The sequence below is a fragment of the Blastopirellula sp. J2-11 genome (assembly GCF_024584705.1).
Lineage (GTDB): Bacteria > Planctomycetota > Planctomycetia > Pirellulales > Pirellulaceae > Blastopirellula.
This window is the reverse complement of sequence record NZ_CP097384.1, coordinates 3,996,776-4,012,782: the sequence shown is the minus strand read 5'-3', so window position 1 is coordinate 4,012,782 and position 16,007 is coordinate 3,996,776. Positions and strand designations below refer to the sequence as shown.

Genomic DNA, 16,007 nt, shown 5'->3' with positions numbered 1-16,007 from the left:
CGAAGAAACATGGCCACAGTAGACGAAGTCGCCGACATTACGCTGGAAACTCCGGGCAAGCGTGCGCCGCTTGTGACGGGCGGGCTTAATTTTGGCTCGATCACCGAAATTGTCGCCGGCGTTCCGGAGCAAAAGAAACCGCCGCTCGCGTGGTACATCGGCTTCTGCGTCTCGCTTGCGGCGCTGGGGATGCTGTTCGCGCTGATCGGCTATCTAGTGCTAACCGGCGTCGGCGTGTGGGGTAACAACGTTCCGGTCTATTGGGGTTGGCCGATCGTCAACTTCGTGTTTTGGGTCGGTATCGGTCACGCTGGAACGCTGATTTCAGCGATTCTCTGCATCTTCCGTCAAAACTGGCGAACCAGCATCAACCGCTTCGCTGAAGCGATGACGATCTTCGCCGTTTGCTGTGCCGGTATTTTTCCGGCGATTCATATCGGTCGCGTCTGGGTCTTCTATTGGCTCTTTCCGTATCCGAGCTTGTATCTCAACATGTGGCCGAACTTCCGTAGCCCGTTGCTGTGGGACGTGTTCGCCGTGTCGACGTATGCGACGGTGTCGGTGTTGTTTTGGTACATGGGGATGATCCCTGACTTGGCGACCTTGCGAGATCGAACCAAGTCGCGCGTTCACCAAATTGGTTACAGCATCGCCGCACTTGGCTGGAACGGTTCGGCTCGCCAATGGTCGCGTTATGAGAAAGCTTATATCCTGTTGGCGGCTTTGGCGGCGCCGTTGGTGCTTTCGGTTCATACGATCGTTAGTTTCGACTTCGCCGTTTCGCAGTTGCCGGGTTGGCATACGACGATCTTTCCGCCGTACTTTGTCGCCGGCGCCGTGTTCAGCGGTTTTGGCATGGTGCTGACGTTGATCGTGCCGGCCCGCGAGTGGTTTGGCCTGAAGGACCTGGTCACGACGCGGCATCTCGAAAACATCTGCAAGATCTTACTGGCGACCGGCTCGATGGTTGGCTACGCCTACGCGATGGAATTTTTCATGGCCTGGTATAGCGGCGTGCCGAACGAACAGTTCACCTTCCTCAATCGTGCGTTCGGTCCTTACTACTGGGCTTACTGGACGATGGTTACCTGCAACGTCGTGGTGCCGCAGATCTTCTGGTTCAAGAAGTGTCGCACGACCCCTTGGATCATGTTTGTCGCGAGTATTTTTGTGAACATCGGCATGTGGTTCGAGCGTTTCGTGATTACGGTCACGTCGCTGTCGCGCGACTTCCTGCCGTCGAGTTGGGGTTACTTCTCTCCGACTTGGGTCGACATCGGCATGTTCGTGGGCAGTTTCGGTTTGTTTTTCACGCTGTTCCTCTTGTTCCTTCGATTTATGCCGATGGTCGCGATGGCCGAAGTAAAAAGCGTCATGCCGCACGGCGAACACGATCCCATAGCTGAGGCCGATCATGTCTAAGAAGAAAGACAACGCGCGTCCTCAAACGCTAGGCCTCTTGGTCGAGTTTGACGACCAGGACGTATTGCTAAAAGCCTGCGAAGCGGTTCGCGACGCCGGTCTGACCAAGACCGATGCGCATGTTCCTTTTCCGGTTCATGGAATCGACGAAGCGCTCGGGATTCGCAAGACGATCCTGCCGTGGATCGTCCTAGCGATGGGGCTGACCGGCGGCATCTCCGGCTTGGCGATGCAGTACGTCTTGAATGCGACCGAGCAACCGGGCGCACTCTTTTCGGGCTATCCCTATTTGATTTCAGGTAAGCCGACCTTCAGTTTGCCTGCCAATATTCCGGTCACGTTTGAACTGACGATCTTGTTGGCGGCGTTTGGCGCGTTTTTCGGCATGTTGATCCTCAATCAATTGCCGACGTTCTCCAATCCGCTCTTTCGGCATCGCAACTTCGCCCGAGCGACGAACGATCGCTTCTTTTTGGTGCTCAACGCCGCTGATCCAAAATTTAAGCTGCACAAGCATCGTGAGATGCTCGAAGCGTTCTCGCCGTTGGCGATCGATGAGATCGAAGCCGACCCGTCGAGCAATCAGATCCCGACCATTTTCAAATATGCCGCGATCATTTTCCTATCGCTGCTGACTGTTCCGCCGATGCTGGTCTGGAACGCTCGCAATACGACCTCGCCGCTTCCTCGTCTGCACCCGATCCTTGACATGGACGATCAGGTGAAAGCGAAAACGCAAACGACTTCGCCGATCTTCGCCGACGGTCGCGCCATGCGTCCGCGCGTTCCCGGTTCGGTCGCTCGCGGTGAATGGCGACCGCTCGAGTTTTTGACCGGCATCGTTCCTGAAGGAGCAGAGACTTCGGACGTTGCTTTCCTGCAGGAAGAAGAAAAGGCCGAGACGCCGGAAGATGAGGCGAAACCCGCCGAAGAGAAACCTGCGGATGAAAAACCTGCGGCTGACGCAGCGGCGCCGGCCGAGGATCTGCCGCCAGAACCTGATTGGGTGACGCAGTTTCCGGCGACGCTAGAGATCAACACTACTCTGATTGAGCGTGGGCGGCAGCGGTTCAACATTTACTGTGCGGTCTGTCATGGTTTGGCGGGAGACGGCAATGGGCTCGTCTCGATCCGAGCCTTTGAATTGCAGCAACCCACTTGGGTGCAGCCGACCAATCTGCATGATCCAAATGTGGTCAAGCAACCGGTCGGGCGAGTTTTCAACACGATTACCAACGGCATTCGCAAGATGCCTGGCTATGCAGCGCAAATTGATCCCGAAGATCGCTGGGCGATCGTCCTCTACTTGAAGGCGTTGCAGAAGTCGCGTGACGCGTCGATTCAGGATGTGCCGCAAATTGAAGCCGACGCGCTGAAGGGTCAAGGAAACTAACCATGGGCGACCATCACAACAATATTTCGGTTCCCAACGACGAAACGATCCGCCTGGGCGATATTCGCAACAAGCTGATGATCGGCGGATACGGCGTTGGTTTGGCGGCGATGATTGTCGCGTTGCTGCTTGGCATGTTCGCCAAGGATCAGCTGCGTCACTTCTTCTTCGCTTACTTAACCAGCTATTTGTTCTTCCTGAGCATCTCGCTAGGCGCGTTGGGTTTTCTGGCGCTGCAGCATCTGACGCGAGCCGGTTGGAGCGCTTCGGTCCGCCGGATTACCGAAGTGATTGCAATGACGCTAGGGCCGATGGCGCTGCTGTTTTTGCCGATTCTCTTCTCGGTGCTCTCGGGCAGCCATGTGCTGTTCCAGTGGAACGACGCCGAACTGATGGCGACCGATCATCTGTTGGCCGGTAAAGAGCCGTATCTCAATGCGACGTTCTTCACCATCCGCGCGGTGATTTACTTCAGCGTGTGGATTGCCGCAGCTTGGTACTTCCTGGCGAAGTCGACGGCCCAGGATGATTCCGGAGATCCCCAACTGACGTTGCGAATGGAAAACAAGAGCCCGCTGGTCGTGTTTGCATTCGCACTAACTGTCACGTTCGCTTCGTTCGATTGGGCGATGTCGCTTGATCCGAAGTGGTTCAGCACGATGTTTGGCGTCTATTTCTTCGCTGGGGCGATGGTTTCGTTCTTTTCTTTCACCTTAATCTGTTGCGCTACCCTGCAATCGTGGGGCAAGCTGAAGGACGTGATAACAGTCGAGCGCTACCACGACTTAAGCAAATTTATTTTCGGGTTCGTTTTGTTCTGGGGATACATCGCTTTCAGCCAGTACTTGCTGTACTGGTACGGCAATATTCCGGAAGAAACGGTTTGGTATCTGGTGCGACAAAATGACGCATGGCGTAGCGTTTCTCTGGTGTTACTATTTGGGCAGTTCATCATCCCGTTCCTTGGAACAATGTCCCGCGCAGTTCGCCGTAATAAGGCGTTAATGGTGGGATGGGCGATATTCCTGCTGGTCATGCATTGGGTCGACATGTTTTGGCTCGTCATGCCGCAGTACTCGCCGGAAAAACTTCCGTTGGGATGGATGGAATTAGCCTGCCTGATCGGTTTGGGCGGCTTTTTTATCGGGAACATTGCTTGGATTGCTGCTGAACGCCGTTTGCTGGCGATCCGCGATCCGCGACTTCCCGAATCGCTCGCATTGAAAAACATGTAAGTAGAGGAGGAAAGAGCAATGTCCGAAGTTGCTGAACTCGAACGCAAGATTTTATCGACCGACGCCCATTTGGGGCACGAAGCCGTTTTGCCGGCTCAGAAGGACGACCTGAACACGCCGGTGATCGCTGTGGTTGGTTTCGTCAGCGCCATTTTGACCTTCGCGATCGTGATGGGGCTGCAGGCCACATATCACCAGTTCGCCAATACGCTGCACAACGAGCAAGTGGTGAACATGAAGTCGGACGTGACGGGCAATATCCTCAGCGCCCAACAGGCTTCGTTGAACGGCTACGGCTGGGTCAACAAAGAAGCGGGGCAGGTTAGCCTGCCGATCGACCGCGCCATGCAGTTGGTCGTGAATGATTACTCGACGAAAGCCAAATAGGGTCCCATGTCGCCGGTCTTGCAGTTCGCGAATGCCGCAATTTTGCTGATCGCCTTGACGGCGACATCGCAGCAGTTGCGCGCCGAAGTTCCGGGTGAAGACCCGCAAGAGCTTCGCGATCTGACGATCATCGAACATCCCAATGACCTATTGCCGCTCGATCTGACCTTCCGCGACGACGCCGGCGAGACGGTGCGTTTGGGAGATTACTTCCAAGGGAAGAACCCTGTCATTCTCTCGATGAACTATTCCAACTGCCCGATGCTTTGTCAGGTACAGTTGAACGGCTTGGTGGACGGCTTGGATCGCGTCATCTGGACAGCGGGACAAGAGTACCAGGTCATCTCGGTCAGCATTGATCCGACGGAGACGCCGGAGAAGGCGCTGCAGACCAAAGAAAAATATCTCGATCTCTATGGTCGCCCTGAGAGCGCCGACGGTTGGCACTTTTTGACCGGCGACCAAGCGAGCATTCAGAAATTGGCCGACGCGATCGGCTTTCAATTTCGGTATGTGCCAGAGCGTAACGAGTACGCTCATCCGGCGCTGCTGACTCTCTGCACTCCAGACGGGAGAATCTCCCGTTATATGTATGGCGTGGAATTTCCGCCGCAAACGTTGCGGCTTTCGTTAGTGGAAGCAAGTGAAGGCAAGATCGGCACAACGACCGATCGATTTCTGCTATTCTGCTTTCATTACGATCCCAGCACAGGCGCCTATGGCCCGGTGGCGATGAATATCATGAAAGTTGGCGGCGCAACCATGTTGGCCGCTTTGCTGATGTATCTCGCACCGTTTTGGCTTGCTTCTAGTTGGTTTCGCCGACGACGGCAAGCAAAAGAAGCACGGAAGGCGAACTGGCCTGTCGAAGAGAACGTCTCTGTCACCACGCGCTAAAGCACAATGAATTTGCTCAGCAATTTGCCTTTGTTGGCGGACGCCGACGGCGGTCTGTTTTTCGGTCCCGCCAACTCCACGTTTGCGCCGATGGTCGACGATCTGTTCGACCTGATCTATTGGATCTCGGCCTTCTTTTTCGTTCTGATCGTCGGCGTGATGGTCTACTTCGTTTTGAAGTACTATCGCCGACCGGGACATGGGCCGCAGCCGTCGCCGACGCACAACAACACGTTGGAAATCGCCTGGTCGGTGTTGCCGTCGTTCCTGTTGGTCGTCTTCTTCGTGATGGGCTTCACCAACTACATGAGCATGCGGACGCCGCCGGACGACGCCTATGAAATTCATGTTCAGGCGAAGAAATGGTCTTGGCTGTTCGTCTATCCGAACGGCGCCGAGTCGAGCGATCTGCACATTCCGGTGGGACGTCCGGTCCGGTTTATCCTGGAGTCGGAAGACGTGCTGCACAACATGTTTGTGCCGGCCTTCCGGACCAAAATGGACTGCGTGCCGGGACGCTACAACGAGATCTGGGTCGAAGCGGTCAACACGACTGGTTCGGGCATTAACCCCGATGAACACAAACCGCACGACTTGTTCTGCGCCGAGTACTGCGGTCGCGATCACTCCAACATGCATGCGTTTGTTTACGTCTACGAGACCGGCGACTTTGACGCGTGGTTAGAAAAAGCCGCCAACTTGTACGAAGGCCGCACCATGGCCGAAGTAGGCGAGTTGCTCTACAAACGCAAAGGCTGCATCAGCTGTCATTCGATCGACGGCACGAAGAAAGCCGGTCCTTCGTTCAAAGACAGTTTCGGAACAGCGCACAAGTTCACCGACGGCACTGAAGCCGTGATGGATGAAAACTACATTCGCGAGTCGATTCGCGATCCGCGAGCCAAAGTGGTCGCTGGATATCAACCGGTCATGCCGGTGTTCCCCAGTTCGCGCTTGAGCGACAAGGATATCACGGCGATCGCCGAATTCATCAAGAGCCTGAAGTAACGAGAAATCCAAATGAGCGTTGGTTCGACGCCAGATAAGTTTCAAGCCGCCAATTTAGACGGCGCCCAGACGCGGGAAGACAACTACCTGTTGGCTTCCAGCGGCGTCGGGTCATGGTTGTTCACCCTCGATCACAAGCGGATCGGGGTGATGTACCTGGTTGGCATCTTGGTATCGTTTTTCCTGGGAGGGATCTTCGCGCTGATCTTGCGTGCGGAACTGTTCACCGGGACGAAACTCTTCCTCACCGAAGACCAATACAACCAGATGTTCACGCTGCATGGAGCGGTGATGACCTTTTTGTTCATCATCCCTAGTATTCCGGCGGCGCTGGGCAACTTCGTGTTGCCGGTGATGCTCGGTCAGAAGGATGTCGCGTTTCCCCGAATGAACCTCGGTAGCTTCTACCTGTGGGTCGTCGGTGCGATCTTCTTCCTCTGCGCGATCATCTTTGGCGGACTCGATACCGGCTGGACGTTCTATACGCCGTATAGCGTGACGACCAGCACGCGAGTGATCTTGGCTTTGCTCGGCGTCTTCGTCCTGGGGTTCAGCTCGATTTTTACCGGGCTCAACTTCATTGTGACGATCAACACCATGCGTCCCCACGGGATGACCTGGTTCAAGATGCCGCTCTTTCTGTGGTCGATCTACGCGACGTCGATCATTCAGCTGTTGGCGACGCCGGTTCTCGGCATCACCGGTTTGTTGTTGATCGCCGAGCGTGCGCTGCATATCGGGATATTTGATCCCGAGATGGGGGGCGATCCCGTGTTGTTCCAGCACTTCTTCTGGTTCTATTCGCACCCCGCCGTGTACATCATGATTTTGCCGGCGATGGGGATCATCAGCGAACTGATCGCGGTTTTTAGCCGCAAGCATATCTTTGGTTACCGCTTTATCGCCTATAGCTCGATCGCGATCGCATTGTTGGGATTCCTGGTTTGGGGGCACCACATGTTCGTCAGCGGTCAGTCGCAACTTGCGGCGGTCGTTTTCAGCGGGCTCACCTTTAGCGTTTCGATTCCATCGGCGATCAAAGTGTTTAACTGGCTCGCGACGATGTACAAAGGATCGATCAGCCTGGCGACGCCGATGTGCTACGCGTTGGCGTTCATCTTCCTGTTTACGATCGGCGGTTTGACCGGGCTGTTTCTCGGCGCTTTGGCGACCGACATTCAACTGCACGACACGTACTTTGTGGTCGCTCACTTTCACTACGTGATGATGGGCGGAACGCTGGTCGCTTTTGTGGGCGGGCTCTATTACTGGTGGCCGAAGATGTTCGGCGTCATGTATAACGAGAACGCCGGCCGTTTGTTCTGCTTGATCGTCTTTTTGGGATTCAACCTGACGTTCTTCCCGCAGTTCATCATGGGCGCTCGCGGCATGCCGCGTCGCTATGCTCGGTACGTCGAAGAGTTTCAGATTTATCACCAGTTGTCGACGCTGGGAGCATTTTTGCTGGGCATCGGTATGGTGGGCGCGATCGGCGTGCTGTTGTACTCGCTCTACCGCGGCAAGAAGGCTCCGGCGAATCCGTGGGGCGCTAACACGCTGGAGTGGATGTGCAGTTCGCCTCCGCCGTTGGCCAACTTTGACAACCCGCCGCCGGTCGGCGATCCCTACGACTACAGCAATTTGCGATACGATGAACGGGAAGGCGGCTATGTCACCGTGCCCGGACCAGCTAAAAAAACGTCTAGCCACTGATGGAAACAAGTACGATGACGGTCGCTGAGTCGACGCACGAACACGACGCGCATGGTCACCACAGCCCCGAGGCGCATGTCGCCCACCATTTCGAATCGCCGCAACAGCAATTCGATTCGGGGAAGCTGGGAATTTGGATGTTCCTGATTACGGAAGTCCTGTTCTTCAGCGGCATGTTTTGCGCCTATGCGATCTACCGTTCGCTGCACCCCGAAATCTTTATTGACGCCGCCAAAGAGCTGAACGCGATGCTCGGCGCGCTCAATACGGTCGTGCTGATCGTCAGCAGCTTGACGATGGCCTGGGCGGTGCGTGCGGCGCAACTGAGCCAGAAAAGACTGCTGATCGTGCTGCTGTGGATTACGTTGGCTTTGGCCGGCGTCTTTCTCGGCGTGAAAACGGTCGAATACACCACCAAGTTTCAGCACGAACTTTATCCCGGCATCTACAACCATTTCGCCCAAGAGCAATATCCGGCCGTCGCTGACAAATATGTGTCGAAAGCGAATCAGGCCGCACACGGCGACGAGCACGCGACCGAAGCGCCGGCTCACGATGAAGAACATGGTTCGACCTCCGCAGGCGGTGATCATGCTGAACATGCTCACGCCGAAGAAGGCGGACACGGACATGGCGGCGCTCAAGGAGTCCGAAACATCCATATCTTTTTCGGCATCTATTACATGATGACCGGAATTCACGCGATTCACATTATCGGCGGCATGGGCGCGATTGGGTGGCTGATCTATCGGGCCAACAAAGGTGAATTCAGCAGCGAGTATTTTGGTCCGGTCGACTATGTGGGCCTGTATTGGCACTTGGTCGACTTGATCTGGATTTACCTCTTCCCGCTTCTTTACCTGATCCACTAATCGGAAGATCGACGCGATGAGCGATCACGCACAACATAACGACGATTCGCACGGTCACGGCCTTCATGCGCACGTGATGCCGATGAGCACCTTGTTAGGTACGTTCACCGCGCTGCTGGTGCTGACCGGGCTGACGGTGGCGATTTATGAAATCGACTTTGGCGCGATCGATATCTGGGTCGCCATGGGGATCGCGACGGTCAAAGCGACCTTGGTTGCGGTTTACTTCATGCATTTGCGATACGAGAAACCGTTCATCACGCTCTCGTTTCTCTTTTCGTTGGCGTTTGTCGCTTTGTTTATTAGCGTGACGCTGATGGACGCCAAAGAGTATGAACCCCAGGTCGAAGCGCTGCATAACTCGCAGATGCAGGAAGCGGCAGAGTAGGAAGAAGCCAAGCTGTCGGCTGGTAAGTCGCCGCTGCGATCTCTTGCATCGGTTCCCGGCGTTACGTATAACGTCATCTGACTTACCGCATGCCCCAGTATTGGGGTGGCTTTTCCCTTGTTGCTGGTTCTGGTTTTCCGATCACGGAGTCAGCACATGATCAAGGACTCGCTCTCGGTATTACCGATGCGCCGCGAGATTCACCAGGCACGGCTTGGATTTTTTCTGTTCATTGCGACGCTTTCCGTGTTTTTTGCGGCCAGCTTGATCGCCTATTTCGTCATTTGGTCGACCAGTTCGATCGACCGCACGGTCTCGTTCTCCGGCGTTCCGGCCAGTTTGTGGATCAGCACTCTATTTATGGTCGGCGTCGGCTACGCGCTGCATCGCGCCGTCCAATCGGTCCGCGTTGAGAAGCAGGTTTGGTTTCGCCGCTGGCTTTTTGTCGCTGGCGGAATGGCGCTGGTATTTCTCGTTTTTCAAGCGAACGGGCTGAATCGCCTGTTAGCCGAGCACTTCGCCAGCGGCCCTGACATCAAGCTATATGGCCTGATGTTTGTGTTGGTGTTTGTTCACGCATTGCACGTGATCGGCGGCTTGGCGACGCTGGCAATGGTCACCAATCGTGCCTGCCGCGATGGATACGACCACGAAAACTATGTCGCCGTGTCGATCTGCTCCGACTACTGGCACTTTCTCGACGCCGTCTGGCTGGTGATGTTGGTCGCGTTCGCGCTGACCAGTTAGCCGCTTAGTCAGGTAGAGGGTGGAGCAAGCCAAAAGTCGCTGAAACGTCCGTTGCGGCGTGGATGGCTTGCGTAACCCGCCAATCGATTCGTCAGATGTTGGGTTTCGCTGCGCTGCACCCAACCTACAAGACTTAAGCCATGCTCTTTTCACGTAAACGTGATAAGAGCATGGCGCCTGTTGGCCCTAACCGCCGGCGATTGACTCAAGGTCTTCCCACCGCTCCATCGCCGAGAGCATTTCGTCGCCGATCGCATCCAATCGAGTTGTGACAACTTTGATTTCGCCGGCAGGTTTCTGATAGAAGGTCGGATCGGCCATCTGCTCTTGCAGTTGGGCTTGTTCCGCTTCCAGCGCCTCGATTTTGGCCGGCAGCGTTTTTAATTCTTGCTGCTCTTTGTTGGTCAATTTTCGCGCTCGGGCGGTGTCGCGTTTGTCGTTTTCTTTGCTGGAAGATTTCGCCAAGGCTTTGGCTTCTTCTTCCTGGCGTTTCCGCTGGGCGAGCCAATCGTCGTAACCGCCGGCATATTGTTTGACGAAGCCGTCTCCTTCAAACGCGATTGTCGACGTGACGACGTTGTTGAGGAAACTACGATCGTGGCTGACCACGATCAGCGTTCCGGCGTAGTTCACCACCAGGTCTTCCAGCAGATCGAGCGTGTCGGCGTCGAGATCATTCGTCGGTTCGTCAAGAATCAGCAAGTTCGACGGTTTGGCGAACAGGCGGGCCAGCAGCAGACGATTTCGCTCTCCGCCTGAAAGATTTTTGATCGGGCGATTCGACTGTTCCGGCGTGAACAAAAATTCCTGCAGATAACCGATGACATGGCGTGAACGCCCGTTGATGTTCACAAATTCGTTTTCTTCGCCGATGTTTTGTCGCAGCGTCTGTTCTTCGTTGAGTGCGGCGTGCAGCTGATCGAAATAGGCGATCTCCACTTTGCTGCCGACAGAAACTTCCCCTTCGGTCGGCTTCAATTCTCCCAGCAGAATGCGAAGCAGCGTCGTCTTGCCGACGCCGTTGGGGCCGAGCACGCCGATCTTGTCTCCCCGCATGATGGTGGTCGAGAAGTCTTTACAGATGACGAAATCACCAAACGAGTGGCTGATATCCTCGGCCCGAATGACGACCTGTCCCGACCGTTCGGCTTGTTGCACGTCAAACTTGACCGTGCCGATCCGGGTCCGGCGACTTTGGTATTCATCTCGCATCTTCTTGAGTGCACGCACGCGGCCTTCGTTGCGAGTACGGCGAGCCTTGATCCCTTGGCGGACCCAGACTTCTTCTTGCGCCAATCGTTTGTCAAACAGGGCGTTTTGTTTTTCTTCCGCTTCGAGCGCCGCCTCTTTGCGGATGACGTATTCGTCAAACCCGCAGGTCCAACTAGTTAACTTGCCGCGATCGATATCGACCACGCGGGTCGCTAACTTTTGGGCGAACATCCGATCGTGCGTCACAAAGACGATGGTGCCGTCGAACGAGAGCAAGAACTCTTCGAGCCAGAGAATCGATTCGATGTCGAGGTGGTTGGTCGGTTCGTCCAGCAGCAGAACGTGGGGTTTGCTGGCGAGCGCCTGGGCGAACAAGGCGCGACGTTTTTTGCCGACTGACAGCTCGGCGAAGTTGGAGTCTCCATCCAGTTTGGTCGCCGAGATCGCTTGCTCTACCCATTGGTGCTGATTCCAGCCATCCTCCATGTCCAGCTTGTGCTGCAGCTGATCGAGCCGGTTGACCACTTCGTCGGTCGCTTCCACTGCAATCTGATGGGTCAGATGGTGATATTCGGCCAGCGTTTCGCCCATATCGCCCAAGCCTGCGGCGACCAGATCAAAGACCGTTTGGTCCTCTCCGGCAGTCGCCGTTTGCGATAAGGTAGCGACGCGGACCTCTGGGCCGACGACAACGTCGCCTGCGTCGGTCGCCTGCTCGCCGGCCAACATGCGCAGCAGCGTCGATTTTCCGGTTCCGTTTCGACCTACCAGACAGACTCTCTCGCCAGGCTCAATCTGCAAATTGGCCTGATTCAACAGCGGCGCCGTATGAAAGGAGATGGAAACGTCTCGAACAGAAATTAACGCCATTGCGGTCCTTCGAAATTTTCAAAAAACAGGTCAATTTGATCGGGCGCGTCTCCGCTGGCTAGAATGAAAGCCTTCACCCGCCTAAACCGATCATCCCGCCGTTATCCGCAACAGGACGCATCATGCTCAGGTATTTGTTCTTTATCATCGCGGCATTCAGTCTCTCCCCGGTGACGCTGTCCGCCGCCGAGCGACCCAATTTCATTATTATTATCGGAGATGACGTTGGGTGGAATGACGTAGGCCCCTACGGTCATCCTCATGTCAAAACGCCGAATCTTGATCGGATGGCGGCGGCGGGGATCCGCTTTGACGCTGCTTTTCTGACTTGTAGCTCTTGTAGCCCCAGTCGCTGCAGTATTGTGACGGGAAGATATCCCCACAGCACCGGCGCGGCGGAACTTCACATGCCGCTTCCTGCCGATCAGGTCGTTTTCGCCGGCCTATTAAAACAAGCAGGCTACTACACCGGCGCCGCGGGAAAATGGCATCTCGGCAAGCCGGCCGAAAAGAATTTTGATCGGATCATGGGGGGGCGCCCGAGCGGCTGCGAAAATTGGGAAACGATGCTCCGCGAGCGTCCGCGGGATCAACCCTTTTTTATGTGGTTCGCCTCGAATGACGCGCACCGGCCTTATACGGCTAACACCATTGAGAAGCCGCATCGGCGCGACGAGATCGTCGTTCCCCCGTTTTTGCCGGACGAACCTCCGGTGCGCGATGACTTGGGGATGTATTACGACGAAATCGCTCGACTCGACGAGTATGTCGGCAAAGTGATGGCCGAACTGAAAGAACAAGGGGTCGCCGACAATACTTTCGTCTTGTTCATGTCCGACAATGGGCGTCCGTTTCCGCGCAGCAAGACGACGATCTACGACAGCGGCGTGAAGACGCCGTTCCTCGTGCAGTGGCCGGCTGGCGTACGACCGGGACAAACGACTGAGAGCCTGGTCAGCGCGGTCGATATCGCGCCGACGATCCTGGAACTTGCCGGACTTCCCAAGTCCCCCACATTTCAAGGGAAGTCATTTGCGCCGATCCTGAAGGATCCAAGGAGCGAAACGCGCGACTATGTTTTCTCCGAACATAACTGGCACGATTATCAGGCATTCGAACGCAGCATTCGCTCCAAAAATTATCTCTACATCTACAACGCGTTGCCCCATCTGAGCGGATCTCCTCCGGCCGACGCCGTGCGCAGCCCAACCTTCGAGACGATGTTGAAGCTAGAGGAAGCAGGAAAGCTGCCCGCCGATCAGCGCGGTCCATTGATGACTCCGCGACCGCAAGAAGAACTTTACGATGTAAAGAGCGATCCCTTTCAGCTCCGGAATCTGGTCGATCAGCCGCAATACGCGCAGACGTTGGAGAGGATGCGAGGAGAATACCACGGGTGGGCCAGTCGGACCGAAGACGCCGTTCCGCAGCAATGGACGCCAGACAAGTTTGATCGCAAGTCAGGATTGCCGCTCCAAAAGAAATAGAACGCGGCCAGGCCGCTTCGATCTACTTTTGAATCGCCACGCAATATTTACCAGGGTTGGCCCCGATAGCCCCGCTATCGGGGCCGACGAAGTCGGTAAGAGACATCGCTCCGCAATGCGCCTAAAATCGGCTGCTTTCCATGTCGTTTGAAGTGGCCTGCGCACCAGGAACGGCGAGCGTAGTCCTGAGGCCTCTTACGGCTGCGCCGCCCCGATAGCGGAGCTATCGCGGCCAACCAGAAAAAATAGCGTTCGGCATTTGGGAAGAATCGATGCCGAGTGCGCGATCTTCAAGCCTACAGCTTGGGGACCTGAATCGGCGGCGCGGATTTGTTGTTCGCATTCGGAAAGCGGCTGGTGTCGAATAGCCAGGGTGTCAGCGCGACGCCGAAGCCGCGATTCAATTCCCAGTTGGCGCGTTCCGCCCAGGGAGTGCCGGGATACTCGTTGACGATTTCTTTCAGTAGCTTTCGCGATTTTTGGATGTCGTCGGCAGTCACTTCTTCAGCCGACAACTTTTTGACGGTGATCAAATCCCAGCTGCGGAACTCATGCTTGGGGGTCGGCAATTTCGGGGGCGCCGGCGGTTTTTTGACAAACTCGGTCAGGTAAGCGCCATATTCATAGGCGCGGACGCGATAAGCGAGCAACTGGGCGTACAGTAAGTCGAAGTTGGCCTGTTGACGGACGTAGGGAGAAGCGTCGCGTAGCGGTTGCGCTTTTTCGATCGCCGCGATCGCTTTGTCGAGATACTCAATGTAGGTCAACATTTTCGCTTGTTCATAGCGAACCTGCTGCGTTAGCTTCGCGAAGTCGGTAGAAAAGCGACGCCGGATTTCGATAACGCTGGCGACTTCTTCGTTGTAGGGATTCAGATCGTAGATCACCTTGGAAATAACGGCTTGAAGCGGATCTTGCATCGCTTCGCGCATCAGATCGCGTCGCGGCCGCAAATCAGGGCGATACGGCTCCATCGCGGCGACGCTATAGCGATGATCCTTCAGTTGATAGAGGTCCTTTTCTTCGCCGGGGAGCATGAAGAAAATGCCTCCGGTCTCTTTCGCCAAGCGAACTTGCTCATAAGGGCCATATCCGCTGGGCATCGAGTCACGCCGCTTACCAAATCCGTCAGTCTGCAGTTGCTCGATTAGCGCCGTTTCTGGGCCGCGGTCGACCGGCAGCAAGTGGATATCGCCGTTGCGAGGATTCTCCCAGCGAACATGACCGTACGGGTAGCCGAACATCGCTTCGCGTCCCATGACATAGACGCGGCACTTGGCTTTGTTCGCCGCTTGAATCGTCTCTTCCAGATAGCGTTGATTGCTGTCGGGGTTGCCGCTCTCGTCAGAAACCAAAATGATCGCCAGCTGACGTTTTGAGATTTGGGCGTAACGTTTATGCCGCGTGATCACTTCCATCACCGCCTGCGTCGTCAACTCTTCTCCCGAAGGATCAACCGGAACGTCGGCGATCGCCGCGGCGATCTCTTCGCGATTGCTGGTGGGCGTTTTCGTATGAAGTTGGAAGTTGGCGCCAAAACTAGCGACGCCGGTAGTCAAGGCTTCGTCCTTGGAGACGCCGGTAAGCCCGAGTTCGTCATAGACGCGTCCAACTCGATCGCGGATCTTTTCCTGGTCATCCTTCATGCTGCCAGATTGGTCAAACAGCCACACGACGACGACTTCCCCTTTGTCGAGCATCCAGACTAATTCTTGCGTGATGCGATCCATCGCTTCGTTGTAGTCGCCGACGACGGCGTTCACGGCGCCTTGCGTTCCGACCGGCAGCTCTTGCATCAGCGTATCATTCGGCTTGGTCAGCAGCTCCAGATCGACCAGCGAGACCTCGGGGCCGATCATGTCTTCCATCAGCTGCGTTTCAAACGGAGGCGCTGACAGCGATGCTGGCGCCGCGCCGGAAAGGCCCGAAATCGAACTCGGCATCATCGTGATCGACATCTCGGTCGCCAAATCCTCCAGCTCGTCGAGTTCATCCTCCAGCGGTCGATCTAACGGCTCTTCGATCACGTCATCCAGGACGATCGCATGCGCTGATCGATCCGGCGGCGGATCAAAGGTAAGCAGGGCCAGCAAGATCACAGCCGCCATATGAAAGATCAAGGACGCCAGAAACGAGCTGCTTCCCCGGAACCAATCGCGAAACGATCCCCGATTCTCCTCTGGGAACGCAATTTCCGGCGTCTGTGAACTCGCCGGCATTTGAATAGGTGCAGAAACCGATTGCATAGTTGACTAGTAGGCGTGGGGGGAGGGTCGTCGGGAATGTAAAGCTCCGCCGTATCTTATCTTACGGGGTAATGCGGAAATCGCCAAAGGTTTGTTTCTAGTGAATTGATCTAGATCCGACTGCGCCGAT

The 16,007-nt window shown here is 55.7% G+C and carries 13 protein-coding genes; 11 read left to right on the top strand and 2 right to left on the bottom strand.

The genetic code is table 11. The annotated features are described in order from the left end of the window. The first annotated feature begins 9 nt into the window (after nucleotides 1–9). From nrfD to M4951_RS15905, 10 genes are all read left to right on the top strand, one after another. Nucleotides 10–1,422, top strand: a complete 1,413-nt coding sequence (gene nrfD / locus M4951_RS15950; protein ID WP_262022645.1) for an NrfD/PsrC family molybdoenzyme membrane anchor subunit — start codon at nucleotides 10–12, stop codon at nucleotides 1,420–1,422. Continuing rightward, nucleotides 1,415–2,815, top strand: a complete 1,401-nt coding sequence (locus M4951_RS15945; RefSeq protein ID WP_262022644.1) for a quinol:electron acceptor oxidoreductase subunit ActD — start codon at nucleotides 1,415–1,417, stop codon at nucleotides 2,813–2,815. Before nrfD ends, M4951_RS15945 begins: the two co-directional genes overlap by 8 nt. A gap of 2 nt (nucleotides 2,816–2,817) precedes the next feature. Continuing rightward, nucleotides 2,818–4,050, top strand: a complete 1,233-nt coding sequence (locus M4951_RS15940; protein ID WP_262022643.1) for a quinol:cytochrome C oxidoreductase — start codon at nucleotides 2,818–2,820, stop codon at nucleotides 4,048–4,050. Nucleotides 4,051–4,068: 18 nt separating this feature from the next. Then, nucleotides 4,069–4,437, top strand: coding sequence for a hypothetical protein (locus M4951_RS15935; RefSeq protein ID WP_262022642.1), 369 nt, complete (start codon nucleotides 4,069–4,071; stop codon nucleotides 4,435–4,437). A 6-nt stretch (nucleotides 4,438–4,443) separates the two neighbouring features. Beyond that, nucleotides 4,444–5,334: an SCO family protein gene (locus tag M4951_RS15930; protein WP_262022641.1), complete on the top strand. Its 891-nt coding sequence runs from the start codon at nucleotides 4,444–4,446 to the stop codon at nucleotides 5,332–5,334. Nucleotides 5,335–5,340: 6 nt separating this feature from the next. Next, the gene (coxB, locus tag M4951_RS15925) at nucleotides 5,341–6,342 is read left to right on the top strand and encodes a cytochrome c oxidase subunit II (protein ID WP_262022640.1); all 1,002 of its coding nucleotides are present in this window, start codon (nucleotides 5,341–5,343) and stop codon (nucleotides 6,340–6,342) included. 12 nt (nucleotides 6,343–6,354) lie between these two features. After that, nucleotides 6,355–8,055 (top strand): cbb3-type cytochrome c oxidase subunit I, encoded by a 1,701-nt coding sequence (locus M4951_RS15920; RefSeq protein WP_002653988.1) that lies wholly within the window; start codon nucleotides 6,355–6,357, stop codon nucleotides 8,053–8,055. Between the two features lie 14 nt (nucleotides 8,056–8,069). Continuing rightward, on the top strand, nucleotides 8,070–8,927 hold the full coding sequence (locus M4951_RS15915) for a cytochrome c oxidase subunit 3 family protein (protein ID WP_262022639.1): 858 nt from the start codon (nucleotides 8,070–8,072) through the stop codon (nucleotides 8,925–8,927). 16 nt (nucleotides 8,928–8,943) lie between these two features. Continuing rightward, a complete protein-coding gene (locus M4951_RS15910) occupies nucleotides 8,944–9,315 on the top strand; it encodes a cytochrome C oxidase subunit IV family protein (protein ID WP_262022638.1) in 372 nt (123 codons plus the stop codon). Nucleotides 9,316–9,471: 156 nt separating this feature from the next. Further along, a complete protein-coding gene (locus M4951_RS15905; protein ID WP_262022637.1) occupies nucleotides 9,472–10,062 on the top strand; it encodes a heme-copper oxidase subunit III in 591 nt (196 codons plus the stop codon). Nucleotides 10,063–10,248: 186 nt separating this feature from the next. Here M4951_RS15905 and M4951_RS15900 read toward each other — a convergent pair whose 3' ends face one another. Then, a complete protein-coding gene (locus tag M4951_RS15900; protein ID WP_262022636.1) occupies nucleotides 10,249–12,144 on the bottom strand; it encodes an ATP-binding cassette domain-containing protein in 1,896 nt (631 codons plus the stop codon). Nucleotides 12,145–12,266: 122 nt separating this feature from the next. Between M4951_RS15900 and M4951_RS15895 the strand changes: the two genes are divergently transcribed. Continuing rightward, nucleotides 12,267–13,631, top strand: a complete 1,365-nt coding sequence (locus M4951_RS15895; RefSeq protein ID WP_262022635.1) for a sulfatase — start codon at nucleotides 12,267–12,269, stop codon at nucleotides 13,629–13,631. 296 nt (nucleotides 13,632–13,927) lie between these two features. Here the strand turns inward: M4951_RS15895 and M4951_RS15890 are convergent, their stop codons facing one another. Then, nucleotides 13,928–15,739, bottom strand: coding sequence for a vWA domain-containing protein (locus tag M4951_RS15890; protein WP_262022634.1), 1,812 nt, complete (start codon nucleotides 15,737–15,739; stop codon nucleotides 13,928–13,930). Between the last annotated feature and the right edge of the window lie 268 nt (nucleotides 15,740–16,007).